The 26,016-nt window shown below is 68.9% G+C and carries 16 protein-coding genes and 1 pseudogene; 6 read left to right on the top strand and 11 right to left on the bottom strand.

Going from position 1 to position 26,016, the window contains the following annotated elements:
* Positions 1-241: 241 nt before the first annotated feature.
* The 3 genes from ACFVTF_RS23385 to ACFVTF_RS23395 all read right to left on the bottom strand — a co-directional run bounded on the left by ACFVTF_RS23385 (position 242) and on the right by ACFVTF_RS23395 (position 3,461).
* Positions 242-1,477, bottom strand: a complete 1,236-nt coding sequence (locus tag ACFVTF_RS23385) for a hypothetical protein (protein WP_387816191.1) — start codon at positions 1,475-1,477, stop codon at positions 242-244.
* 314 nt (positions 1,478-1,791) lie between these two features.
* Positions 1,792-2,346, bottom strand: coding sequence for a hypothetical protein (locus ACFVTF_RS23390; RefSeq protein WP_387816193.1), 555 nt, complete (start codon positions 2,344-2,346; stop codon positions 1,792-1,794).
* A gap of 692 nt (positions 2,347-3,038) precedes the next feature.
* Positions 3,039-3,461 carry a hypothetical protein gene (locus tag ACFVTF_RS23395; protein WP_387816195.1) on the bottom strand — a complete coding sequence of 141 codons (423 nt, stop codon included), beginning with the start codon at positions 3,459-3,461 and terminating at the stop codon, positions 3,039-3,041.
* Positions 3,462-3,829: 368 nt separating this feature from the next.
* Between ACFVTF_RS23395 and ACFVTF_RS23400 the strand changes: the two genes are divergently transcribed.
* A complete protein-coding gene (locus ACFVTF_RS23400) occupies positions 3,830-4,024 on the top strand; it encodes a hypothetical protein (RefSeq protein WP_387816197.1) in 195 nt (64 codons plus the stop codon).
* Between the two features lie 85 nt (positions 4,025-4,109).
* Here ACFVTF_RS23400 and ACFVTF_RS23405 read toward each other — a convergent pair whose 3' ends face one another.
* A complete protein-coding gene (locus ACFVTF_RS23405; protein WP_387816199.1) occupies positions 4,110-4,751 on the bottom strand; it encodes a TetR/AcrR family transcriptional regulator in 642 nt (213 codons plus the stop codon).
* Positions 4,752-4,865: 114 nt separating this feature from the next.
* On the opposite strand from ACFVTF_RS23405, the gene ACFVTF_RS23410 reads away from it, so the two are divergent.
* The gene (locus ACFVTF_RS23410; RefSeq protein ID WP_387816201.1) at positions 4,866-5,918 is read left to right on the top strand and encodes an alpha/beta hydrolase; all 1,053 of its coding nucleotides are present in this window, start codon (positions 4,866-4,868) and stop codon (positions 5,916-5,918) included.
* A 128-nt stretch (positions 5,919-6,046) separates the two neighbouring features.
* On the opposite strand, the gene ACFVTF_RS23415 is transcribed toward ACFVTF_RS23410, so the two are convergent.
* The 6 genes and pseudogenes from ACFVTF_RS23415 to ACFVTF_RS23440 form a co-directional block, all read right to left on the bottom strand.
* The gene (locus ACFVTF_RS23415; protein ID WP_387816203.1) at positions 6,047-6,361 is read right to left on the bottom strand and encodes a hypothetical protein; all 315 of its coding nucleotides are present in this window, start codon (positions 6,359-6,361) and stop codon (positions 6,047-6,049) included.
* A 181-nt stretch (positions 6,362-6,542) separates the two neighbouring features.
* Positions 6,543-6,833 (bottom strand): hypothetical protein, encoded by a 291-nt coding sequence (locus ACFVTF_RS23420; RefSeq protein WP_371519152.1) that lies wholly within the window; start codon positions 6,831-6,833, stop codon positions 6,543-6,545.
* A 190-nt stretch (positions 6,834-7,023) separates the two neighbouring features.
* Complete coding sequence (locus ACFVTF_RS23425; protein ID WP_387816205.1) at positions 7,024-8,172, bottom strand: alpha/beta hydrolase family protein; 1,149 nt, start codon at positions 8,170-8,172, stop codon at positions 7,024-7,026.
* Positions 8,173-8,431: 259 nt separating this feature from the next.
* Positions 8,432-8,977, bottom strand: a pseudogene (locus tag ACFVTF_RS23430) (IS630 family transposase); the annotation flags it as partial.
* A gap of 386 nt (positions 8,978-9,363) precedes the next feature.
* Complete coding sequence (locus ACFVTF_RS23435) at positions 9,364-9,795, bottom strand: SUKH-3 domain-containing protein (protein ID WP_387816207.1); 432 nt, start codon at positions 9,793-9,795, stop codon at positions 9,364-9,366.
* 21 nt (positions 9,796-9,816) lie between these two features.
* Positions 9,817-16,977, bottom strand: coding sequence for a polymorphic toxin-type HINT domain-containing protein (locus tag ACFVTF_RS23440; protein ID WP_387816209.1), 7,161 nt, complete (start codon positions 16,975-16,977; stop codon positions 9,817-9,819).
* Between the two features lie 378 nt (positions 16,978-17,355).
* Between ACFVTF_RS23440 and ACFVTF_RS23445 the strand changes: the two genes are divergently transcribed.
* The 3 genes from ACFVTF_RS23445 to ACFVTF_RS23455 all read left to right on the top strand — a co-directional run bounded on the left by ACFVTF_RS23445 (position 17,356) and on the right by ACFVTF_RS23455 (position 24,040).
* Positions 17,356-21,153 (top strand): ricin-type beta-trefoil lectin domain protein, encoded by a 3,798-nt coding sequence (locus ACFVTF_RS23445; protein ID WP_387816211.1) that lies wholly within the window; start codon positions 17,356-17,358, stop codon positions 21,151-21,153.
* A 216-nt stretch (positions 21,154-21,369) separates the two neighbouring features.
* Complete coding sequence (locus ACFVTF_RS23450; protein WP_387816213.1) at positions 21,370-22,440, top strand: RNA ligase family protein; 1,071 nt, start codon at positions 21,370-21,372, stop codon at positions 22,438-22,440.
* A gap of 547 nt (positions 22,441-22,987) precedes the next feature.
* On the top strand, positions 22,988-24,040 hold the full coding sequence (locus ACFVTF_RS23455; RefSeq protein WP_387816215.1) for an alpha/beta hydrolase: 1,053 nt from the start codon (positions 22,988-22,990) through the stop codon (positions 24,038-24,040).
* Between the two features lie 95 nt (positions 24,041-24,135).
* Here the strand turns inward: ACFVTF_RS23455 and ACFVTF_RS23460 are convergent, their stop codons facing one another.
* Positions 24,136-24,867 carry a tyrosine-protein phosphatase gene (locus ACFVTF_RS23460; RefSeq protein ID WP_387816217.1) on the bottom strand — a complete coding sequence of 244 codons (732 nt, stop codon included), beginning with the start codon at positions 24,865-24,867 and terminating at the stop codon, positions 24,136-24,138.
* A gap of 187 nt (positions 24,868-25,054) precedes the next feature.
* On the opposite strand from ACFVTF_RS23460, the gene ACFVTF_RS23465 reads away from it, so the two are divergent.
* The gene (locus tag ACFVTF_RS23465; RefSeq protein ID WP_387816219.1) at positions 25,055-25,984 is read left to right on the top strand and encodes a diiron oxygenase; all 930 of its coding nucleotides are present in this window, start codon (positions 25,055-25,057) and stop codon (positions 25,982-25,984) included.
* The last annotated feature ends 32 nt before the right edge of the window (positions 25,985-26,016 follow it).

Genomic DNA, 26,016 nt, shown 5'->3' on the forward strand with positions numbered 1-26,016 from the left:
GGGATCGAGGATCGGAAGGGTTCGGACAGTCCGACGGGCGAGCCGCGGGTGCACGGGGGCGGCCGCACAGAGGGAGCGGCTTTCTGCGGGCGCGTGGTGTCAGGAACGTCCGCAGGGTCACTGTGGTCCTCGTCGCGGCGGGACCTCTGCGGGTGTGCCCTTGCCTGGTCCGACCTGGCAGGCGGCCCGCAACGGTGAACGCCGCGTCACGGGAACCCACGAGAGCGGCAGGCGGGCCGGATCAGGCCGCCTTGAGATCAGCCCCGAGCACCAGGTACGAGGTCTGGCCGGAAATCTCCAGGGGCTTCAGTCGGACGCTGATCTCCTTGGATTTCATCTCCAACGGCAACGAGAACGGGAAGGTGTACGTCTTGCCGTCATATCTTTCCTTTACATTCTTCCACGGATCCCAGTTGTGTTCGTTATTGAGTTTGTTTTCGACCGCACTGAAGAGATCGGTGCCGGACACGTGCTTGTACCTGGTCTCGAACTTTGGGACCACGAGCTTGACCTTGACTTCCGTGTCGGTCAGGTCGGCGAACTCGCACTGGATCTCGATGGGGTCCGGAGAAGTTGTTGCGCTGAATTTCGGCCATTCCACCGCGCATAGGACGGTGACTTTGAAATCCTGAAGCGCGACGTAGGCGGAAAAAACAGGGTCTACCAGCGTCCGGAGCATGGCAACTCCCTTGAGGGCTACGAAGAACTCGGCGCCGGCGTTGCTCTCACTGAAGGTCTGTTTGGTGTTCAGCCCCAGTTCTCCGGCTTTCCCCATGATGGCCTTAGCCAGCATGGGCTCGGTCAAGCCGGGACCGATCGCGATCACGCAGGGGTGGTTCTTCTTCCAGATCACCTGGCCTTTCTCACTGATATTGAGGTTGTCGAGAAACCCGTGTTCCGTCGAGGTGCCTTTGGTCCGGTTGGCGCCCAGGGCCAGGTAGGTGTTGTCCACGACTCCGCGGCTTGCCGCGATCAGATCGGAACTCCCGATCTTGGGGAGTTCGAACTCCGGCAGCGAGTTGTTCGCCGTCTCGAGGATCACCGGAAGGAGCTCGAGCAGCGCTTCGCGGTCCAATGCACTGAGCTTGCCGCCCAGGTCGGCCGCGAGCGCGAACGGTTTGAACGCGACGTAGTTCCGCTTCACGTCCATGTACACCACGACATCCACTCCTGAGGCGCTGTTCTTGGAGTCGCTGCCGACCTGGACGGTGATCGAGGGCAGGGTCACCTGGAGGACCGTCGTATCTGGGGACGCCGGCGGCGTGCGCCCGGCGGCATCCGTCGCCTTGTCCCACTTGGCCTTGTCGGGCGGCCCGACGACCACGGTGGGAGCCTTGGTGACATCCCAGGACACGGATACTCCGCTCTGGGTCGTGGTTCCCTTGAACCACTTCGGGTGCGACTTGTAGACCGCACCGATGCATTGGTTGAATCCCGCAGCCGTGATGCCGAGGATGAGGTCGTTCGGATAGGGCATGACGCCCACGATGGCTCCCGGAGGGTGACTGCCGCCGGGCCTGCCCCACGCGGCGACCCATCCATCCCTGGGGCGGCCTCGCGTCACACTGCTCCGTATTCGAACCACACGGAAGGTGGCACCGCCTTCACTCCAGCAGTGCACACGATCGGACCGGTCCTGCGCGGCATGGTGGAGGCCTTTCCGGCGCCGCTGAGGGGGAGTGGTGCTGCACCACAACGGCGGTCGGGCCTGGAAGGAGCGGCGGCCGTGCGGATGCAGGCGGAGTCGGCGCCCGGAGCGCCTGGGCCGCCCGTGGCATCCGACAGACGTTGCTACGAGGCGGGCGGGCACACCAGCCTGGTCGCGGCGGCCGGGCTGGAGTCCTCGGCGCCCTGGTGGGTGCCCTGGCCGTGCTCGTAGTAGAAGTAGTACACGAAGAAGCGCACGCCGGCGCCCAACGTGCAGTCCACGCCCGGGGCGTAGCGGAAGGACAGCGTCACGGTCCGGCTGTCCCCCGGCGCGACGGGCACCGCGGGCGTGGTCAGGTTGTAGCGGAGGTAGGACGTCTGCCAGGTGTCGCACCAACTGGCGCCGACGCAGCCGGAGAAGTCCTTGGCCAGCCCGGTGGTGCCCACCGGGCCGGTGTCGGAGGCGATCACCGCTGCGAAGAGGAAACTCACGGGGGTGGCCTGGCGGTTGGTGAATGTGACGGACACCGCGGCGGCCTCGCCCGGGACGACGGTCGACCGGTCAACGGCGATCGCGAAGCTCGCCGGCGGGGGATCCGCGGCGGCGAAGGCCTGCCGGCCGAAGCCCAGCAGTGTGAGGAACAACGTCAGTGCGGCGATGAGGCGTACACGCCTCATCGCCGAGGCGGGGATAGGCATGGTCGACCAGCCTAGGCGGCTCCGCCCTGCCCGTCTGCCCCGCGTCCCGGAAACCGGCCATGATCGAACGCACCCGAACACCCGAACACCCGGACGTCCGGAGCCCCTGCCGCCGTCCGCGCCCGTGCGCGCTCCTCGTGCGCCTCCGCGTCCCGCTTCCGCCACCCCGGTCCGAACGGCCAGAACGGACGGCGATGTCCGGCACACGGGAGGAGTCGCCGGTGGGAGCGCACGAGAAACCCCAGTCTCCAGCGCGGGAACGGCTCGCGCCCAGCGACTGGAGGAGTCCGGGCCCTCCGGCCAGGAACACCTCCAGGGTCGGTACGCGGCACCGGTGGTGCACAACCCCACCACGCGCCGCATCCCGTCGACATTCACGGGGTTCGGCCGCTCATAGGGCGCGGCCAGATGCGCCGAGGGGTCGCTGTGACGGGCCGTCTCCATCCGCTGCGCCACACGTCGTCCGGCCAGTCACGCGCCCGCTGCACTGCCACCCCGGGACCCGGTACGGGAACCGATCCTCGAAGTCCTGGGGACGGTAGGTCCAGCGCTATGGCATCACTGCAGGCCAGGCCAATTCTGTCGGTTGGCCACACTTGAACGGCCGGTCGACTCAACAGTCGACCGGCCGTTCTGTTGTCCGGAGACACCGTTTCGGCGCTCGTGGGCCCAGCGACCGTCCCCGTGTTTCTTCAGGCCGCTTGTTCGAGATGGCCGGTGGGGGCCGGATGTCGAGAGCTTGGTTTTGCGCCGTCGGGTTGGGCGGCGGCGTGGCGGTTGGTCGCCGACGGCCGCCAGATCGCACCGGTCCACGACGCCGGCGTGCGCCGGAACTGGGTGCGGACGACGTAGGCCGGCGCAACCACAGAAGCGACGCAAAGGCCTCGTTTTTCTAGAACAGGACCAATCATCTGATTTCGGATGAGTATCTCTGCGGATAGAGATCGGCCGATCACCGAAATGAGTTTCTTGCTGACCGAAGGTTGTCGGGAGGGGGGAAGCCAGTGGGCGATCTCAAGGTTGACCCGGGCGAGATATACAAGTCCGCAGGTGTGGCGCGGGCCATCGGCGAGGGCTTCTCGAAGCCTTGCCAGGCAGTCGTCGCTGCCACCCACGCGGCTGTCAGTCAGCTGACGGGTTGGTCGGTGGCCGCACGCGGTGTCGGAGCCCGAGGTCTGGGCGCTGCCGCGTTGGCGCTCTGCCTGCCTCTGATCCTCGGAGGATGCGCGTCCACGCCAGGCCCCAGCGATCCTCTTCCGGTCAAGGCCCGCCAGGACGCCCAGGACTGGGCCCAACACATGACCGAGGACATGGCGCAGACCGCCGGAGCAGCCCTCGACCCAGGCAGCGCCAAGCCGATCTTCAGCGACTGCGTCGGCAAGAACGACGAGGCCGGGAGGGCGGCCGGTACAAACTGATGTACGCGGTCTACAGCTCCGCCCCACTCGAACAGCATCCTGAGGCCGTCCGCAAGGTCCGCACGATGCTCGAACAGCAGGGCTTCAAGATCGACGGTTACCGGGAGAGCGTCAACGGCAAGGTGGACACAGTCCTCGACGCGTCCCAGGCATCGAGCCGGTACCTGATCACCGTCGAGACCACGAAGGGAGGACTTCTCCTCTTCCTGGTCAAGACCCCCTGCCTGATGCCCCCCGCAGCAACGGAGACTCCTCGCTGACACCACCTCGCCCTGGCCGCGCCGACACCGGCGGTCAACCGCGAACCCTGGTGACGCCGCGGGGTGGTTCCCTGGCTCGTCTCTCTCAGGCCGTCCCTCGGAGGCCGTTCAGCACCATGTCCGTCAGGCGCTCCGGCAGATCCGGCTCGATCGGGCGGTGGCCAAGCAGGCAGCGGGTCTGGAGCGGGGCGCAGAGCAGTTCCAGGGCCAGGGCCGTGTCGGTGCCCGTCGGGAGTTCCCCCCGTTCGACGGCCCGGCTGACGATGACGCCGGCCTGGTCGAGGCGGGACTGCCAGAAGGTCTGCCAGGCCTCGGCGAGGTCGGGGTCGTCGGAGCTGAGCGCGGCCGCCCGGGCGACGGAACGGCCGGTCGGGGTGGCGAGGTACTCGGCCAGTGCGCGGGCGAAGGCGGCCAGGTCGGTGCGGACGGCTCCGGTGTCGGGGACGGGGATGCCTTCGTTGCTGCCGGTGAGCATGGCGTCCAGTACGAGCTTCTCCCGGCTGCCCCAACGCCGGTACACCGTAGTCTCGTTGACCCCTGCGCGGGCCGCGACCCCGGCGATGCTGAGCCGGTCGATGCCCTCCTCGGCCAGCACCTCCGTGGCGGCCGCCAGGACGGCCTGGCGGACGCGCGCGGCACGGCCGCCCGGGCGGCGGCGGATCGGCTCCGGCGCTGGCTCCTGCGCCGGTGCTGGCTCCTGCGCCGGCTCCGGCTCTTCGTCGGTCATGTGTTGATCACCTCGGCCACCACATTAACGCAAGAGCGCTTGCATTAGGTGCTGCCCGGGCGCATAGTCGTTAATGCAAGCGTCCCGGCTTTAAGTGCAGCAGGAGGCACCACTATGTCCTTCACCTGGCCCCTGGACCCGCAGGACCTGTTCGTCGAGCGCTACCCGCAGATGACCCTCGGCCTCCCCGCCGACGAGGTGGACGCCGTCCGCGCCGCCGTCACCGAGATGTGGCCTGACCGGCCCGGCAGCTGGGTGCACGAGTGGTCCGCCCTCGCCGCCCGGCACGCCGAGGCCGGGCGCCACCGTCTGGCCGCGCAGGCGTACGGCTGGGCCAAGTTCCCCTCGCTCGCCGACGAGCCGAAGCGAACCGCGCTCGCCCGCCAGGTCGAGCAGTACGTCCTCGCGGCCCCCGGCTTCCCGGTGGAGTTCGAGCGCCGCACGCTCACCGTCCCGTACCGCGGCGGCGACGCCACCCTGCCGATCCACCTGATGGCCGCCCCGGGCCTGCCCGCCGACGCGCCGGTCGTGCTGGCCAGCGGCGGCGTGGACTCCTGGAAGACCGACCTGCACGGCATGTGGGAGCAGCTCGCGTTCACCCTGCCGGCGCGGCTGCTGCTGTTCGACCTCCCCGGCACCGGCGAGACCGCCCACCTGCCGATGACCCCGGACGGCGGGGCCGAGGTGATCGCCGGACTGGTCTCCTTCGCCCGCGCGGCCGGTAACGGGAAGGTCGGGCACTTCGGCATCTCGATGGGCGGCTACTACTCCGCCCGGACCGGACTGACGGGGGCGGTGGATGCCTCCGTGGTGCTCGGCGGCCCGGTGGAACGCTCCTTCGCTCCCGGTCGCGGCTTCGCCTTCGGCATGGACGGCATCGTCGGCAACGCCCTGGGCTTCGACGCCGCGCCGAGCGGGGCCGAGCTCGAGAAGGCCTTCGCGGCGTTCGACCTGCGCCCGCTGCTGGACCAGGACGCCAACGGGCCGATGCTGGTCGTCAACGGCACCGAGGACGTCCACGTCCCGATGGACGACACCCTGGTGTTCGAGGGGCGCCGGGACACCCGGGTCGAACTGATCCCGGACACCGGCCACTGCGCCATCTCGCGCTTCGGCGAGGCGATGGCCGTGATCGTCCCCTGGCTGAAGGACACCCTGGCTGGCTGATCCGGCTGATCCGGCGCTCGGGTGGATCGCTGCTGGTCAAAGGATTGTGCCGGTTCGCCGCACGTGAACGGCCGGTCGACTCGACAGTCGACCGGCCGTTCTGGTCCCACAGCGGCGACGGGCGCCGATCAGGCGGGGATGGGGCGACAGTTCTGGCCGTTCACCCACAGGGAGCCCTCGGCCCAGCCGCTCTGACACTGGTACCCCGCGCGTGTCGTGCGGTCCATGATGACGAAGTTCTCCAGCGGCCCCCAGGTGGTGCTGTCGCAGGAGCGGCCCATCACGTTCGGCCCGTCGGCGTTCACCTCATCGCACCGGATCACTTCACCGACCCGCTTGCTGGGGACGCCGTGCGCGCTCCCGTCGGCCGCACCGGCGGCGCCGACACCGGTCAGGCCCAGGATGGCGGTGGCCATGCCGGCGACGAAGAGCAGTCGTTTCATGAGGAAACCTCCTTGGTGGGGGATGGGGCTCCGCAGACAGTTCCCTTGCAGTCCACCCGCGTATCGACCCATTCGCATGAACACGTCATCCCGTTGCGCACCCTGGCGGCGGCAGCTAACCGAAGAGGCCGGCCGCCCCGACATCACGTCGGATCGACCGGCCTCTTCACCGTCCGGAGGGTCAGGCGATTCTCACGCTCGCGCCGAACTCGAACGTCTTGGTCTCGCCCGGGTTCACCACGCCGATGACGGGCCCCTCGCAGCCCGGCCGATCGTGGACGTCGGCGGGCTTGTCGGTGAGGTTCTCGACGATGAGGGGCCAGATGTCGCTCTGGTAGCAGCCCGAGGGGTTGTTGTAGGTCTTGAACCCGACCCGCAGCTGACCGGTGGCCGCCTGGGCCGAACCGGGCACCGCCACTGCCACCGCCGCAGCCATGGCCACCGCGCCGAGCGCCTTGCTGATCCGTCGCATGTCGTCACTCCAGAGTGTCCGGGGAGCCGCCGCGGATGGCGGCTGCGCCGGAGGACTGCCCCGATCCGCCGCAGGTCACAGCCCTGCAGCGGCCGAATCACCTGATCGGGCGCCCCGGGCCGCCGCCGTCCGGTCGGCGGCCCACTCGCCACTCCTTACCTGCCACTCGCTACTCGCCGATCGCCACCTGCTACTTGGCGAAGCGGACCTCCGGGAAGGCCGCCGAGGGGCCGTCCAGCAGTCGGCTCGGGCGGTTGAGCAGGTGCCGGTCGAAGAACGCGCCGAGGTACGCCCGGGTGGCGGCGAGCGCGCGGTCGCCCTTGATGGTGCCGTACTGCTCCGGGGTGGTGTCGGGCGGCAGCTGGTCGCGGACGCCGAGGGAGTCCACCAGCCAGTGCATGTCGCAGAACGACAGGTGGCCGGCCTCCGGCAGGTCCAGCCAGCGCTTCCAGCCGGTCAGGTGCTGCCAGGTCTCGTCCCAGTTGGCCGTCGCGGGCCTGTCGGCGTGCCGCTGGGCGCCGAGCAGCAGCACCGGGCGGGCGAGGCCGTCGGCCGGCAGCGGGGCGAAGAAGTCGCCGTCCAGGTTGGCGGCGGCGCGGATCCGCCGGTCCTCGCTCATCGCCTCGACGGCGCTCGCGCCGCCGATCGAGTGGCCGGCCGCGCCGATCCGGGAGCGGTCGACCTGCAACCCGCGGACCAGCCCGGGCCCGGGCGCGGTCAGCCGGTCGATCAGGAAACTGATGTCCTTCGCCCGACTGCGGGTGACCTCGGCCGCCCGCTGGTCGTCCACGTGATCGCAGATCAGGCAGGTCTCCACCCGCCCGTCGGGGAACTGCACGACCGTCTCGTAGGTGTGGTCCAGCGCGGCCACCACGTAGCCCCGGGCCGCGAGGTCCTCGGCGAGGGCGGTGAGCGAGGTGCGGCTGTAGCCGTAACCGGGGGAGAGCACCACCACCGGGTGCCGCCCGGGCGCGGGCACCGTACGGGCCTTCACACCCGTCCGCACCTCACTGACAGCCGGGGTGCCGAACAGCGCGGACGACACCTCGGGCGAGACGTACGGCAGTTGCTCCCCGTGCTCCCCGCGCGCGGGCTGCGCCGGGTACCAGAGGGTGGCCATCAGCTCGCGACTCGCGGCGTCCGCCCGCCAGGGGTCGTGCCGCGTCTTGTCCACCAGGTGCACCGACGCGGCACCGATCGTCCGCCGCGTCGTCGGCGCGGGCACCTGCGGTACCTGCGGCACCTCCGTCGTCGCACTCAACGAGAGCGTTCCGACCGTCGGGGAAGCCGCCAGCGCGGCCTGCGGACCGGCCAGCGAAATCAGGACGGCAATGGGCACGGCGAGCAGAACAGCACTCCGCCACCGAGAAGTTGTCGACATACCGCCACGCTAGGCCCGCCCCCACCCCCACCGCGTCCTGCCCACGACCTAACCCCCTCCACCCCAGGTCGCACCCGCCACGCCGCCCCCACCCCCCTCCCGGACGACCCCACCTCCACCTGCCCGCCCTTGCGCAAATCGCCCATCTTTGCGCACAGTTGGCCGCCCCACCGGGCGATGGCTTGGTTGACGGTTGCCCGGAGTCCGGCGATCCAGGCTAGTGTTCTGCGCCGGAGATCCGTCGGCAGAATCGGGCGAGGGATTCGAGGATCTCGTCGGCGGTCTTGGTCCAAGTGAACGGTGTGGGGTCTTCGTTCCAGTTTTTGACCCAGGTGCGAATGTCCCGTTCGAGGGCCTGGACGTTCCTGCGGGCTCCGCGGCGGATCATCTGGTCGGTGAGGAAGTCGAACCAGCGTTCCACCTGGTTGATCCACGAGGATCCGGTCGAGGTGAAGTGCATGTGGAACCTGGGGTGTTGGGCCAGCTAGGACCTGATCGCCGGGGTCTTGTGGGTTCCGTAGTTGTCACAGATCAGGTGGATGTCGAGGCAGTCAGGGACCTCCTGGTCGATCTTGACGAGGAACTTCCTGAACTCCGCCGCGCGATGCCGGCGGTGCAGGGAAGTGATGGCCTTGCCACTGTCGGCGTCGAAGGCGGCGAACAGCATGGTCAGGCCGTTGCGCACGTAGTCATGGGTTCGGCGCTCGGGCATCACCGGCAGCACCGGATGGGGCCGGTTCAGGGCCTGGATCTGTGCTGCCTGATGCGCGCCCGGATCGCCGACTCCGCTGATCCTGGCGTGGCTCCTAACAGCGGGCTGTATCGATCAAGTAAAGAACCTCCGAACAACTCCAAAATCCATGTCCAGCTCCGATTTCAGTGCGACGCTATCGAAATCCTCGGCCGTACGCTTAACGTCCCTGCCGAGCCAGCCAGCCAGGCGATGGCGAACCGCCGCTTTGTGTAGCTCGTGTTCGCTGAAATTGACGTCGGCTACTGCCGTCAAACACCACAGCGGCCCCACCGGAAATAAATCCGCTGGGGCCGCTGAGCCTTACTTGGCTGCTAACTCTTGCTGGTCTCTAGCCGCTAGTTATCGGGCCACTAGCGCAGTTGTCATCCCTACTGTCGCGCACTGGGTTGACGCGGTCACGGGGTGGATTTTGTCGGCAATGTTAGCCTTTCCGCTGCAATCCCCATAATGAGATTCTCCAGCGCCGAATCCCCGAAACCCAGCCTAAGCGCCCAAGACCCAAGGAGATAGATGACGCCCTCTTCGTCGATCGCCAGGAAGAACTCGCCCTGTCCTGCTTCCCCTAGCGGGAAGAAGTCGTGACCAAATGTTTGGGAGAGCTCCGAAAATCTCTCCTCTTCTCCGATGGCGAGTTCTGGATCGAACTCGAACGGTTCCTGCGCGCGTGTGATTCCAGGGCCACTGATGTCGACTCGGATACCGCCAAACTCTTGAAGAAACTCCTCGGCCTTGGCATGCCAGGAGAAGTCCGGTAGTGCAAACTTCCATGATGTGAGATCGGCTCGGCGGTGGGGAGACCAGCCACACCGCCGGAGTGTCATCTCCACTTCGGGTGAGAATCGAGACACCTATTCCCCCATCTTAAAGTTAATTCCGAAGTGTTTTACAAGTACCTGGCAGCTGGGGCATGGACCAATGAGTTTTTGGAAGTTCTTGTTCGTCCTTGTGCGCCCCAATGTGGCTGCGGCGGTGGATCCAGTAGGATCGAGGCCGGAGTCCAGGGCTTCTGTCAAGCATTGAACCAAGCCGCAACCTCCGTGGTTATTTCCGTGTGCATCGGTCGGGATGGAGTCGAGAATTCCCTGTACGGTTGGATGTACGCGACGAGTACCTGCCCCGCCATCGCTATGAGCCACGATGGGAGAATATCCTGGAACTTGCAGGCCTTCAATCACCTGCGGGCGCTGAGAGCCTGAAAGGTCCGCAACGGCTTCTGCTTCCGCACGGACTGCGTCAATGACTTCGTCACAGTTATGGACGAGTACTGGCGTAGCCCCCGCCAGCACATAGTACGTGTGGAGGTCGGCGATGGTGAGGTCGTAGGCGGCCTGAGGGGCGGTGTCGTAGTTCCTTACCGCTTGGACAGTGATGGTTCGGCCGTTTGCTGCGCGGACTTCGTCGCCGGGGTGAAGTTCTGAGGCGTTGGTCCAGCGGTGGGTGGTTTCGTTCCAGAACGGGTGGTGCTGGGTGCTGGTGAGGTTCTCCGTCTTCCCGGAATCGCTGACCCGCAGAGTCAGTCCGGTGAATTGCTCGTCATCCGGCGTGAGGATAGTGCGGGTGACGGGCTTGGACTCCGTGTTCCCCGTTGTTGGGTCCGTTGCCTGGACCTGGTCGCCGGCCTGGAGATTCTCAATGGCTTGAGTCGTGCCATCGGCCAGGAGCACTCGCGTGCCTGGGGGGAAGCTGTGCGCAGTGTTGAGCAGATTGGTGATGTCACATGCCGCGTTCGCGACGTCTTCGACTTTTTGCTCGACGGCATAGGCCTTTTCCACGGCCTTTGCGGCCTTCCCGGCAACGCGTGCACCGGGGATGAGGCCTGCGGCGTTCTGGGCGGCGCTCAGGTAATTGCCGTCGTAGACGTCCATGGCGGCGGATCCGACGGCGCCTATGGCGTTCAGCCCGGGGATGTACTGGGCGGTTTCAAAGGCCTCCTTGATGGCTCCCTTGACCGTGCCGCCGCGGTAGATGATGAAGACGTGCTTGCTTACGACATTGGGATGGTCCCTGCTGCCGCTCCACTGGTTCCAGTAGGTCTCAGTCCAGGAGCCGTCTCTTTCGAGTTTGAACGTCTCGGTGGTGACGTTGCCCTTGTCGTCCGTGCAGGTGCCGAATCCACCGCAGACGCCCTCAGGGCGAAGGCCGCTGGGGTCGGAGAGGTTGACAGGGTTGTTGTTGCTGTAGGCGTAGCCGTTCCACTGCTGGGGGTCGGCTGCGTCGAGGATGGGGTCGGGGCTGATGAAGCGTCCGCGGATGGGGTCGTACTGGCGGGCGCCCAGGTTGGTGAGTCCGGTGGTGTCGTCCTTGCTGCCGCCGACGAAGCCCTTGGTGCCAGCCCACTGATTAGCGGTGGGCTGGGCGCCGCGGGGGTTGCCGAACGGGTCGGTGGGGCGGCGGGTGACGGTCTGGGTTGCGTTGGTGTTGACCTGGAGGCCGCTGGTGCCGTGCGGGTCGGCGGCCTGGATCAGGACGGTGCCTCCGCCGATGGCGGCGGTGACGCGGGTGTAGGTCAGACCGCCCGGGGCGGTGATGGAGCGGACGTTGCTCGTGGACCCGCTGGCCGTGTCGAGGGTGAGCTCGTCGGTGGGCAGGTTGAGCGTGGTCTTGCCGGGGTTGCGGCGGATGAGCTGGTTGCCGTCGGCGTCGTACAGGTAGGTGGTGGCGCCGGCCTGGCCGGTCTTGGTGACGGAGTCGAGCTTGTCCTCGCCGTTCCAGGTCAGGGTGGTGGTGCCGCCGGTGTCCGTGATGGCGGTGGTGTTGCCCTTGGCGTCGTACTGGTAGCTGACGGCCTTGGTACCTGCCGGCCCGCTGGTGGTGGAGCTGAGCAGGGCGTGGGGCCCGCCGGTTCCGCCGCCGGTGTTGGGGGCGCTGGTCGGGGAGTTGGTGCTCTTGGCGGCTCCGAAGGTCTGGGCCGTGGTGATGTCGTTGAGGCTGTTGCCGGTGATGTCGTGCTGCACGAGGCCGGTGCGGTTGCCGGTCGCGTCGTAGGTGTAGGTGTTCCAGTAGGGCGCCGGTCCGCCGACGGTCCGTCCACCGGGGTTGACGGTGGCCGGGCCGTTCGCGTTGTTGCAGCCGCCGACGCCGGGCACGGTGGTGGAACTGCCGGTGCCGTGGACCTCGCCTGAGGAGTCGGTCCAGTCGGCGGTGGTGAAGGTGCCCGCGGTGTCGGTCCAGGCGCCGGTCAGCCGGCGGAGGTGGTCATAGGTGAAGCACTGGGTGTCGGTCGCCGAGGCGTCCTGGATGGTGGTGGCCGAGGTGATCTGGCCGGACTGGGTGTAGGTGTAGCTGGTCTGGTCGACCGAGACGGTTCCGACCTGGCGGTCGGTGAAGTTGTTGATGACCCGTCCGGTGGCCCAGTCGTACTGCTGGGTGGAGACGACCTGCTTGCCGTACTGACCGACCGTCGTACGCACCGGGCGTGCAAGGGCGTCGTACTCGACCTTGGCGATGACGGCCTTGCTGAGGCTGGCGGCCGCGGTGAGCAGGCCGGTGATGGTCCGGCCATAGCTGACGGTTTCGGCCGGCAGGCCGCCGGCGGCGGGAATGCCGACCTTCGTCAGGGAGCCGATGACCGGGCTGTAGGTGTTGGTCGTCGTGTAGGTGCCGGCGAGCGCACCCTCGGCGGAGGGGATGGTGATCGATGAGCCGAGAGGTCGGTAGGCGGTGTCGTAGTCGGTGACGGCCTTGGTGTAGGCCGTGCCGCCTGCTCCGCCCACGTAGCGGGTCGAAGAGGTGGGCTGGCCCTTGACGAGGGTGTCGTACGTCCAGGAGGCCAGCTGGTTCGCGGGCGCCGCGGCGCCGTTGAACGTGCCGGTCTTACGGCCGAGCAGGTCGTAGGTGTAGGAGAGGGTGTTGTTCTTGGCGTCGACGGTGTGGTCGATACGCGAGTTGACGTCGTAGAACGTCCGGGTCGTACCGGCGTCCGGATCGGACGTCGAAGTCTGGCGTCCGCGCAGATCGTAGGAGTAGCTCCACGCGTTGCCGCTGCTATCGGTCCGGGACGTGGTGAGACCACCCGGCGTGTATCCGTAGCTGGTGAGGTCCGCGTCGGCCAGGTTGCCGGTCGCGGTCGGCGTCCGGTACTGCCCCAGGGCGGTGGTGCGGCCTCGGGCGTCAACCACGGTCGAGGTCGGTGTGGAACCCGAGGGCGGGGTGACGTCGGTGCGGTCGGCGCCGGGGTAGGCGGTGTTGGTGGCCCACTGGAGGTTGCCGTAGGAGCGGAACTCCGAGCGCACGACGCGTCCGTTGCCGTCGTAGGTGTTCCACGTCTGGCCGGGGACCTGGCCGTCGGCTGCCGGGACGAAGACGGACTCGGTGGGGAAGGAGCCCTGTTCGTAGTACGGAGCCGAGGTCTTGATCACCCAGCCGTGGGTGTCGTAGACGGTGTCGGTGATCAGGCGCCCGGTCGGCTTGGCGGCGCTGGTGCTCTGGGTTTGCCGTGGCCGTGCCAGGCCGTCGTAGATGTCGATGCTCGCGGAGTAGGTGACCGCGTCGTCGTTGATCGATTCGGTCTTGACGGTGGACGGTGCCTTGGAGCCGTTCAGAAGATAGGTGAACTTCCGGCTCGGCAGTTCCTCGGTCGGCCGGTCGGGCGCCCAGACCGCGGTGATGCGACCGAGGGCGTCGTACTGGGCGGTGGTGACTCGGCCGTTGATGTCCTTACTGACCAGAGGTGAGCCGCGGGCCGGATCCTGGGTGACGGTGGTGGTCCAAGCGGCTCCCATCGGTCCGGTGGTGCGGACCTCCGTCGGCAGCTGTCCGGCAGCCGGGGTGCGGGCGAGCGACGTGACGGCAGGCGTGACCGACGGCCCGCTCAGCTGGGCGCCGTTGCGGTCGTAGGTCGAGCCATCGGTTGTCGCAGTCGTGACGGACCGGCCGTAGGCGTCGAAGGTCGCACTGCCGTCATGGGTGTAGACGGGGTTGCCGGCCTGGTCGAAGTGGTCGAGGACCTCGGTGCTGGTGGGGTCACCGGTCGAGCCGGCCTGCTGGAAGGGCTTGCCGTCGTAGACGATGCGGCTGCTGGACTGGGTGTTGGCTGCCGTGGCCGTCGCGCTGCAAGACCCCTGGAAGGTGGTCATTCCCGACGCCAGGGTCAGGAGCTGGGGGTTGTCGCTGACCGCGTAACCGGTGGTCGTGCAGGTCTCGGGGGTGGCGGCGGTGCCGTCGCCCTTGTCGTCGACCTTGATGACGCGGTTGCCGTTGGCCGGCTCGGTGGTCGTGACCGTCGTGGTCGTGCGCCAGCTGCCGTCGGAGAGCCTGGCCTTGGTGATCGCGGTGGTCTCGGAGTCCGAAAGCCACGCCTGGATCTTCGGCGCGCCCGCGCTCTGGGCGTGGGTCGCGGAGCTCGTCTGCCCGTTGTAGGTGTTCCCGGAGACGGCCGTGACCGTCCCGCCGGCCTGGTCGTAGACCTCGGTGGCGACGACGCGGCCGGACAGCTGGGCGCTGTCGGTGACGGTGCCGCCGAGCGGGTTGGGGACCTGGACGCTGCGGGTCTTGCCGTTGGCGAGGTAGTCGTCGTTCATGCCCCGCAGGTAGGTGACCTTCTGCTGGGTCTTGGGGGCCTCGCTGGAGCCACCGCCGCCGGTGGTGGTGGTGACGGACTGGTAGCCGCGGAACTGGTCCCAGGTCCGGGTCTTGGAGTCGGTGAACTCCGCGTTGTTGCGGTGCCAGGCGGCCTCACCGTCGTAGGTGTACTCGGTGGTCTTGCCGACATTGGGTGTGCTGACGAGGTCCAGCTCGACGACGGTCTTGACGAGGGGCTTGTCGAACCAGTCGTTGATCGGGTCCTTCGAGGACAGGAACGTCGGGTACCACTTGACGGGCATGCAGGCCATCGTGTTGCCGTCCTCGGAGGACGGCATGTGGTTGTTCACCCGGGAGCATTCGGGGTCGGCGTAGACGACGCCGATCCGCCCGCCGGTCTCGGTGGTGATCTCCTGGATGCGCGGGCGCATGTACATCTTCTCGGCCGGGACCAGGCCGTCGACGCGGTTGGCGCGCATCGTGTACTTGAACTGGACGGCGGGCAGGTCCTCGATCGCCGCCTGGCCGTTGCTCGGCACCCGCTGGACGGAATCCAGCTGCAGGATTCGCTTGGTGGCGTCCCCGGGGTCGGCGAGTTCCTGGTTGAGGTTCCAGGTGTCGACGGTGCGGTAGGCGGAGCCGGCCATGACCTGTGTCGAGATCCCGGTCAGGCGCTTGGTCGTGAAGAAGGTGGGTGCCGAGTTCACGCACGAGCCGTCGGTGCAGATCTGGTCGATCGGCGTATCGGGCCAGGCCTCCGCGTTGGCCGCGGTGCGCTGGGACTCGGAGCAGGTGATCGAACCGCCGGGAATGCAGCGCTCCGCGACGGTGAACAGGACCTTCGCCGCCGGGTTCGCGCCGCCCTTGGCCGCCTTCTGCTCGTCCAGGCGCTGGCCGTAGGCGATCTCCTTGAGGTAGCCGGCCCGCTGGTAGTCGGCGAGGGTGCCGGTGCCGCCGCTCTGGACGCGGCCGCGGTTGTACTTGTTGCCCTCGGCGGCGTACTTGTACGTGGTCAGGTTGCCGTGCGGGTCGACCACGTAGTCGAGCTGCCAGCGCCAGGCCATCTGGCACCAGGAGTTGTTACCACTGCCGGAGTTGTAGCAGGGGTCGCCGCTGTTGGGCGAGTACACCGGAAGAGTCAGGACGGAGTTTGCCGCAGGGTCGCTGCCGTCACCGCCCGGCAGGTGGTTGAGGCCGTAGTAGTACTGGACACCGTCGGGCGTGGTGATCCGCCAGTACTCCATACCCTGGTAGTCGACATCACCCGCCGCCTTCGGAGCGCCGGTGAGTTGCTCGACCTTGGTGCCGTCGTCACTCTCCAGGTGCCAGACGTGGGTGTCGTCGTCGCGCACGATCGCACCGGCCCGGCCGCCGAGGGAGAAGGTGGCGTTCTGCCCGGCCCAGCACTGGTCGCCCGAGCCGGTGATGCCAGCCTTGTCGCAGCTGCGGTAGGACCGCTCGATGTAGCCGGGCTCGTAGCCCCAGCCGTCGCCGATCCACGAGGGCTGCGCGTTCGTGGAGGACGTCTTGCCGTCCACGTTCGCCGAGTTGTAGCTCAGCGCCACGGTGGGTGCGGCGCCGCCGAGCGCCGGCGGCGTCTGGATCGGGTAGCTGTAGGTGAAGCCGCCCGTGTTGGAGCCCGCGGACCAGGCCACCGACGACGACAGCGGCGTCGCGGTGAAGTTGCCCAGGGGGCCCGACGGGGAGGCCGCGGGGGCCAGGACCACGGAGCCACCGGTTCCCCCGGTGCTGCCGGCGTTCAGGGCCTGCGCAGGTGCCTGGGCGGTCGACTTCGCCGTGGTGAACGACGCCTTCACCGCACCGCCCTGGGCGTTGCCAGGTGCCGCAGGGGGAAGGGTGACATCCGCAGTGATCGTGCCGGAGCCGTCGTTCTTCACCGGAACCGGAGTCTGCGTACGGCACTCGGGGCGTTCCGGCGTGGTCAGTGAACAGGCCGGGAGCGAGACGAGGCCGGCACGGTCCGACCACCCGCCCGCCTGTAGGGCCTTCAGGTCCAGGGTGACGCTCGCCTGCCGTCCGTCGCCACCGACCGACGCCTTGGCGTCGGCCAGCGCCACCAGCGGCCCGTTGACGCCTGCGGCCTTGCCCTTGTCCTGTCCGGCCACCTCGACGGTGACGGCGTGCGCGCTCTCACCCTGGCCGGTTCCCGGTGCGACCCGGACGGCCAGATCCCCGGCCTTGGTTCCGGTCATGCCACCGGAGGCGGGTGAAGCCCCACCGGTGGCCCTGCGGGCTGCCTCGGCCTCGGCGCTGTCGGAGCCGAGCACGACCGTTGCGGTGCCGGTGACGACCGGCGGAGCGGTCTCCGGCTTCCAGTCCGCTGCCTTGACCGCCGTCTTGGCGCCCGGCGGCTGGGCATCGTGTCCCTTGACGGAGGGGGCCGCGCTTCCCAGGGGCGTGTTCGGAGGAGCCCAGACCTCCCCCTCGGGCTCGGGGTAGGTCCATGCCACCGCCGGCGGCACGCTCACCCCGGTCAGCGTGAGAGCGACCAGGGCCGCCACAGCCGGCGACCGCCATCGGCCGCCTATTCGTTTTCCGGCCCGTTTCCGGGCAGGCCAAACCACCACAGTGGTGTCTCCTCAGTCATTGTCGACACAGCGTCATATGGACATGGGTGTGTCAGGATCGAGGTGACGATATGTGCACCCACTGACACGCCACCAGGTCGCGCCGGTGCTGTGCATGAGATGTTTATGAAGTCTTGATCTCGCGATCCGCGGCTTATCCGGACACATCGGCACGTACCGACAAAGGGTTTGACCGATCCACAGGCCAGCGCGCATCGTTCCCACCCGAACGCATCCCATCGAGGGTGCGGCCCGACCGGGAGGGACCCCGCAATCCGCATGACCAGCACTCCAGGCGCAATCGCGCACACACCGCCAACACCGTCCATACGCAGGCGCATACTCGCGCTGACCGCCCTCGGCACCGGCTGCGCCCTGAGTCTGGCCCTGCTCAGCGCGCCGGCAGCGATCGCGGCCGACACTGCCCCCGCCCCGCCGACCCACGGCCCTGTGGGCGGACTGGCGCCGATCGTCCCTTCGTCACCGGCCCCCGCCCGCACCCCCGCGCAGCAGGCCATGCTGGACGCGCTTGCCAAGGCCAAGACGACCGGAAAGCCGGTCACCGTCGAGACCTTGACCAATGAGGCCTCCAGGACCATCGCCAACCCCGACGGCACGCTGACCAGCACCGACAATGCCCAGGCCGTACGGACCAAGCGCGGAGGTGCCTGGGCGGACATCGACTCGACGTTGCGGGTCAACGCGGACGGCACGTTCAGCCCGCTTGTCGCGACTACCGGGCTGAAGTTCTCCGGCGGCGGGGCGGGCCCGATGGCCACCGTGACGACCGACGACGGCAAGAGCCTTGCGGTGAACGCCCCGTTCGCCTTGCCCAAGCCGTCCGTGACCGGCGCCAACGCCACCTACACCGACGTCCTGCCCGGCGTGGACCTGCAGTTGACCGCGCTGTCCCAGGGCGGTTGGCGGGACGCCATCATCGTGCGGACCAAGGAGGCAGCCGAGAGTGCGGCACTCAAGTCGCTGACCTTCCCCGTCTCCGCCCAGGGCCTGTCGATGGCCAAGGACCAGTCCGGCGGCATCACCGTCGTCGACGACAGCGGTGTCACGCGCTTCCGCGCCCCGGTGCCGCTGCAGTGGGACTCCAGCAAGCCCGCGCCTTCGACCGCTACCGCCGACCGGTCTTCCAGGGGCTCGGTGCGTGCGGCGTTGGGGGCCGCCCCGACGCCCGCGCCCACGGGGAGTGCGAGCGGGATTCCGTCGACCGCCGAGGAGCCGGGTGACGGTGCGAACGTGGCCGCCATCACGACCAAGATCACGCCCGCGGCGATCGAACTGACACCGGACCACAACGCCCTCGGATCCGGTGACGGTCCCTGGTACCTCGACCCGTCCCTGGTGGCGGCGACGAGCTCGGTCCAGGGCTCGGTGGAGGTCCAGGAGAACCACAAGAAAGCGGAGAACTTCAACAAGAAGAGCAATCTGGCCACCGGCTACTGCGGCTACCACAGCAGTGACCCGAGCCTGGACTGCGGTGACCTGGGCCGCCAGCGCGCCTACTTCCAGTTCGGCATCAACCCGGTGCTCTACACCAAGCCCGGCGGCGCCGAGAGCCCGCCGAGCATCCAGAGTTCCACCCTCAACTTCCAGGTCACCGGCGCCTCCAGCCCAGGCACGAACTCGCCGCTCGTGGTGTACTCGGCTCCCAAGCCCATCCATGAGCACACCAGTTGGAACGATCAGCCCTGCGGCACCAACGGCAACGTCGCCATGGAGAACTGCCCGACGGTCAACGGCCAGTGGATCACCGGCACCGGCCCGCTGGCCGTCGACGTGACCGACATGATGAAGCAGGCGATCGCCGGCCAGTGGCCCTGGTGGACCGTCGGCATCGCCCCGATGGGCAACGAGTGGGAGAAGCTCTATCGGCACTACATAGCCAACAATCCCTCCATCACCACCACTTACGACATCACTCCGACCGTCTGGTACCCGCGCACCAGCCCCGCCCCCGGCTTCGCCTGGAACAACAGTGTCGCCGAGTGCACCACCGGCGGCGCGCACCCCTGGGACAATCCCGGCTGGATCGGCGCCACCCAGAACATCAACCTCACGGCCAACAGCTACTCGCCCGCCGGGCAGACCCTCCACACCGACTACCAGATGTGGGACGACAACGACGCCAACTTCAGCTGGACCCAGGGACGCTGGGGGACCAGCTACAACGACCCCGGCCCCTCCGTGGGCGTGGGATCGCTGTCGGACGGCCACCAGTACGGTTGGACCGCCCGTGCCACCGACGAGATCCTCACCTCGCCCATGACCCCGTGGTGCTACTTCCGCGTCGACAGGACCAACCCGCGCGTCAGCATCAGCTCGACCGACTTCCCGCCGTCGGGCACCCCCAACCCCACCCCGGACAAGTACATGAACGACCCGGGCGCCTTCACCATCAACGCCGAGGACCCCGCCCCCGGCGCCGGGCTCCAGGCCTCCGGTGTCGCCTGCGTGCGCGTGAGCACGGACCCGACACCGGTCGTCGGCTGGCGCTGCGGCCAGAACGGAACCCTGCCCCCCGGCCAGCCGTACACCTACAAGCCCAGGGACTGGGGTACCAACACCCTGTACGCCTGGGCCATGGACAACGCCGGCAACTACAGCCAGCCGGCCGTCTACAACTTCTACGTTCCCTGGAAGCCCGACACCCAGCCCCTGTTCGGCGACGTCGACAACGACCAGAAGCCCGACGTCATCACCGTCGACAGGAACGGTGACCTGCGCGTCATCGGCGGCACCATCGACCCCACCACGTCCCTGGCCGCCCCCGCTGCCGCCGCCCCGGGAAACCGCGACTTCGGCGCCACCTGGTCCGACTACCAGGTCAGCCACCACGGCACCTTCGCCGTCGGACAGGCCGTCGACGAGATCCTCGCCCACTACACCAAGGACACGACCTCCAAGCTGCGCGAGGCCCTCTACCTGATCCCCAACAACGGCACCGGGCGCTTCGACACCCTGACCCCGATCGCCCTCAACCGCCCGGCCTGCACGACCTACGAGACCGGCAAGCCTTGCTCCGGCTACAACCAGAAGAACTGGAGCGGCGCCTCGCAGGTCATCGCGATCGGCACGCCCGACGGCGAGGCCGTGGGTGGTGAGCCGGGCAACGAGGCCCGCAAGGTCATCATGACCCAGACCTCTGTTCTCTCCCTGGAGAACAACAACCTCTACCTCTTCCAGCCCAACGGCCTCGTCGACTCCCTCGACGCCGCGACCTACCTCCCGGCCGTCTCCGGCAGCTGGGCCGACCTGGAACTGCTCAACCCGGGTGCGGCCAACGGGGCGACCGCCGTCTCCGGCACCACCGACCCCACCTACCAGACCACCATCTGGGCGCGGAACCGCACGACGGGCGACCTCTTCGCCTACCCGCTCGGCTACAAGGCCGACGGAACGGTCGACTACTCCGCCCTCACCAAGCCCGACCAGGGGATCAAGCTGAACGTCGGCCAGCCGGTCAAGGCGGGCGACTACCCCCGGATCGGCGCCGGAGACCTCAACAACGACGGCACCCCCGACCTCTGGGTCATGGACAACAGCAACGCGCTCTCCATCTTCGCGGGCAAGAGCAGCACCGGCACCAAGGGCAAGGTCGACGGCTTCGTCCCGCCGGCCTTCGCCGGCTTCTCCGACTCCAGCGTCACCATTCACTCCCAGCTCGTGAACTGGCTGTGCGCCGACTCCATCGGCGGACCCAACGAAGGCACCGAGGTCGCCGCCTACGCCTGCTGGCAGACCATCAACCAGCGGTTCAACTTCGCCACCGACGGCACCATCCGTTCCGGCAGCTGGTGCGTCTCGACCAAGGGCAACGCCCTCGGTAACGGAACCGGCCTGATCCTGTCCCGCTGCGTGGGCAACACCGGTCAGAAGTGGGCCGTCCGCCCGGACGGCCGGATCTACCTCCCCGCCACCGTCACCGCGGACAACCCTGGCGGCCGCTGCCTCGAGCTGCCCGGGTGGGCCACCGAGCAGGGCACCCGGCTCGGTATCTGGAACTGCCCCGGTCTGCAGGCCAACCAGCAGTGGAGCCTCAACTACGAGCAGCACGCGCCCTGATGTCGCTCGCCGTGGGGCGAGCTGAACCGATCCGAAGAACGTGAACAGCCTGTAGACAGGCCGGTGGGCCTCGACGTTGCGTCGAGGCCCACCGGCCTGTGGTGGCCCGTCTGGTGCGGGCGCTCTGCGACGGTTGGGGCTGCGCGTAGCCGGGGGTTGTGATGGGAGGTGAAACTCCGTTGTCCGGGGGTGGGGCTCGCGGCGATGATTTCGGGTGTGGCTGACACCAGGTTCGAAGGCTCCGCGTTGCGGCCGTACCCCAAGATCTCGGCGAGGGGGCGGCTCTCCGCGTCCGGGAACCGGGAGTGGGTCGCCGTGGAGAAGGTGCACGGGGCGCACTTCGCGGTGGTCTGCGAGGGGGGTGCGGTTCGTCCGGCCAAGCGGCGGGAGCTCCTGGGGGAGGACGCGCTGGACGGCTTCTTCGGCGTCAGCCGGGTCTGGCCGGCGCTGGCGGTGGCGGCCGCCCGGTTCGCCTCGGCGGTGCGTGAGGCGGTGGGCGGGGGCGCGGGTGCGGGCGCTGTGGTGACTGTTTACGGTGAACTGGCCGGTGGTTGCTACCCGCTCCCCGATGTGCCCGCCGTCACCGGGGTCGAGCCCGTGCAGACCGGCGTCTGGTACGCGCCGGGGCTGGAGTGGCTGCTCTTCGACGCCACCGTCGACACCGCCGAGGGCCGGTTCTGGATCTCCGACCATGACTTGCGTGACGCTGCGGGCGCCGCCGGTCTCGCCTGCGCCCCCGCGATCGGGCGCGGTGCGCTCACCGCGCTCCAGGAACTGCCGGCCGCCTTTCCCACCCTGGTCCCCGCGCTCCTCGGGCTCCCCGAAGTCGCCGACAACCTCGCCGAGGGCTACGTCCTCAAACCCGCCGGCACCTGGCGGGAGACGGGTCCCGAGGGGGTCGGCGCGCGTCCGGTGGTGAAGGTGAAGCAGCAGGCCTTCGCCGAGGACGAGCGCTACGACGGCGCCCGCCCGTACCTGCCGCCGCCGCAGGGTGCGGCCGGGGTCCCCGCCTGGCTCCTGGTCCAGGCCGCCGCACTCCTCACCCCCGCCCGCGCGGCCGCCGCCGTCAGCAAGCTCGGTCCGCGTGCGCCCGAGGAGGTCGTGGCGGCGGAGCTCACCCGGGACGTGGCGGAGGAGCTCGCCGAGGCACTGGGGGGATTGGACGGTGACGTCCTGCGCGCGCTGGAGGCCGCCCTCGAGTCCGGAGCGCGCTCCCTGGCGGCGTTCGACGCCGAGGACCGGCGCTCGCTGACGAGCCGGGCGGGACTGGCGGGCCGGTCGGGCTGACGGGCTGACGGGCCTGAGTGGTCGGGCTGGTCAGGTCGGTCGGGCGCGGAAAGGTTCCTGAAGAAAGTCGCCCGCCCATGTGGAGGGCCCGTCGCCGACTCCGACCGAAGAGTGACAGCGCAAGGGCGGGCGGGCCGTGGCTGCGGGAGGGGCGTTCGGGAAGAATATGTCGGTCGGTCTACTGATTTTGCGACGAGCTGGCGCGTGCACAGGAAGTCGATTCGGTCGACTTTCTGTGCGGCCGTAATGAGTGCCCGCAGCAGAATATGTCGGTCGGTCTACTGATTCCTTGCCGCCGTCCGAGTGGTGCCCGCACAGGAAGTCGGCCTGGTCGACTTCCTGTGCGGATGGAGGTGGTGCAAGTGGCAGCGATGGAGAGAATGTAGACCGGTCTACATATTTCTTGTCGGAGAGGGCGTCGGCGGTCGAGGGTGGGTGAAGGGGGCGTCGAGGGGGGCTTCCGTCGGGGGTGGGTCGGGCCCATCATGGGCTCCCGGTCCGAGCCCCCGGTCGAGGGCTCCGGGTGAGGCTCCAGGAGGCAGCAGAGATGGCGATTCCCTTCCCTGTCCGGATCCAGTCCGCCGTCGTCCGGGGCGCGTACGCGCTGCCGGAGGGGCTGCGGCGGGCGATCGCGGGCGCGCCGGTGGTGCGGGACGGTCAAGTGCTCTCGCTGGACGCGCAGTTGATCCTCAAGTTGCAGCGCCTGTCGAAGGCCGCCCTGGTGCTGCCCGCCGGGGTCGGGCCGTCGCGGGAGGCGATGGAGCACGCGCGGTACCTGGTGGGCGGGGCGACGATCCAGCCGGTATCCGTCCGGAACGTCGGAATCCCGCAGGAGTACGGCGAGTTGGCGGCCACGCTGTACACGCCGGGCGGGCTGGCGGCGGGTTCCGGGCTGCTGGTGTACCTGCACGGCGGGGGCTGGGTGGTCGGCAGCCGGGCCAGCCACGACCACGTGGTGCGGTTCCTGGCGCAGCGGGCGCAGGTGCGGGTGCTGTCGGTGGAGTACCGGCGCGCGCCCGAGCACGCGTTCCCGGCGGCCGCGGACGACGCGCTGGCCGCGTTCGACTTCGCGTACGCCAAGGCGGCCGACCTGGGCGCGGATCCGGAGCGGATCGCGATCGGCGGCGACAGCGCGGGCGGGAACCTGGCGGCCGTCACCACGCAGGCGGCGGTGCGGCGGGGCGGTCCGGCGCCGGTGTTCCAGTTGCTGCTGTACCCGGCGGTCGACGCCTCCGTCCGGCGGCCCTCGCGCGACCTGTTCACCGACGGGTTCTTCCTGACCAGCGCGGACATGGACTGGTTCCTGGACCGCTACGCGCCCGCGCCGGCCGACCGGACGGACCCGCGCCTGTCGCCCCTGCTCGCCGCCGACCTGTCCGGGCTTCCGCCCACGTACGTCGGCACCGCGGGCTTCGACCCGCTGCGGGACGAGGGCGAGGCGTACGCCGAGGCGCTGGAGGCGGCCGGGGTGACGGTGCGCCTGAGCCGGCAGCCGGACCTCATCCACGGCTACGCCAGCTACCTCGGCATCGGCCACCGCTTCCGGGAGGCGACGGCGGAGGCGGCCGAGGCACTGCGGCAGGCGCTGGGCGCCGCGTAGCGCGCAACCAGGTGCGGTACAGCTCGGAGGCGCTCGGCGCAGCACCGGGCGGGGGCTCGTTCGGAGGACTCGACGGCCCCTGCCCGGGCGCTCGTTCAGGCCGGGATCCGCCGTGCCGCGGCGAGCTCCGACGCCCGCGCGCCGTGCGCGAGGAAGTACTCCGCCACCGATCCGTGGTGACTCCGGATCGACAGCAGCGCGCGCCGCAGATGCACTTCGCGTACGGGCAGGGCGTTGTGCGCGGCCCCGGCCGGCGGCGGGTCGGTCAGGCCCAGTTCGTCGTTCGAGCGCAGGAAGTCCTGGAGGACCTCCGCCTCGGAGGCGCCCAGCAGCGTCTGCAGGACGGCGACGACGACTCCCGTGCGGTCCTTGCCCGAGGCGCAGTGGACCAGGACCGGCGCGGCCTCGCCTCCGTCGGCGAGCAGACGGCGCAGGACGGCGACCGCCGCCGTGCCGGCGCGCTCGGCCATCAGCGGGTACAGCTCCAACTGATCGGCGGGCCAACGTCGTTCGGCGAAGACCGGTGCGTGCAGGTACCGGGCGTCGACGAGGTCGACGGCATCCGGGCGCTCCGCCACCTCCGGGTCGCTGCGCAGGTCGACGACCGTCCGCAGGCCGAGGCGCCGCAGCGTGTCCGTGCCCTCCGCCGAGAGGCCGTGCAGGCCGTGCAGGCCGTGCAGGCCGTGCAGGGCGTGCAGGGCGTGTAGGGCGGCGGAGCGGTACAGCACGCCGCGCGGCAGGGAGCCGACGCCGCCGGCGTCGCGGAAGTTCCGTACGCCGGTGGGGGCGACGCGCTCCGGACCCGCGCCGGGCTGGTTGGTGATCACGCCTCACTGTATTCGGGGGGTGGAGGGGGTGGCCGGGCGGAGGCCACGGACGGGAAGGGGCGCGGGAGTTATGGTCGTGCGCCGTCCGGTGCTGCGCAGGGGGTTCTCGGCGGCGGGCTCTTATTGTACTGTCCGTCTAATAAGCGGGTGAGCGGGCACCCGTAGGGGCAGGCATCTGGAGGCAGCCATGGCTCTCACCAACGCGGCGGCAGGGCGGGCGTCGGGTGCGCACGGCCACACCGCGGCCGACGACGACGTCTCGAAGCGGCTGCTGGAGTCCGCCGCGACCCTCTCCTACGACCCCTCGACCGAGATCGACTGGGACGCACCGCTCCCAGCCGACCACTACGGCCTCAACCCCGAGTGGAGCACCCTCTACGGCACCCGACTGTGGGACGAGATGACCGAACAGCAGCGGGTCACCCTCACCCGGCACGAGGTCTGCTCGATCATGAACACCGGGATATGGTTCGAGATGATCCTCCAGCAGATGGTGCTGCGCGATCAGTACCTGAAGAACCCCGCCAACGCCGAGTTCCAGTTCGCGCTCACCGAGATCGCCGACGAGTGCCGCCACTCGATCATGTTCGCCCGCGCCTGCGAGAAGATGGGCGTCCCCGCGTACCGGCCGAACAAGGTCATCGCCCAGGCCGGGCGCGCGTTCAAGGCCCTGGCGAAGGGTGAACTCGCCTACGGCGGCATCCTGGTGGCCGAAGAGGTGCTCGACGTCATGCAGCGCGACTGGATGCGCGGCGAGAACGTCCTGGAGATCGTCCGCGGCACCTCCCGGATCCACGTCGTCGAGGAGTCGCGGCACATGAAGTTCGCCCGGCAGGAGATCCGCGAACGGGTGCGCCACGCCGGCCCCGCCCGCCGCCGCGCCTCGGCCACCGGCATCGCCGTCGGCGCGTACGTCATCGTCTCCAGCATGGTGCACCCCGGGGTCTACCGGGCCGCCGGCCTCGACACCCAGCGGGCGATCGCCGAAGTGCGGGCCAACGAGCACCGCAAGGCGATGATGCGCACCAGCTCCCGGCACCTGATCGCGTTCCTCGCCGAGACCGGACTGCTCACCAGCCGCTCGGCCGCGATCTACCGTCGCATCCACATGCTCTGACGAAACGTCAAAGGTGTTGCGTCAAAAGCGAT

The organism is Kitasatospora sp. NPDC057940, assembly GCF_042887425.1.
In the GTDB taxonomy this organism is placed as follows: domain Bacteria; phylum Actinomycetota; class Actinomycetes; order Streptomycetales; family Streptomycetaceae; genus Kitasatospora.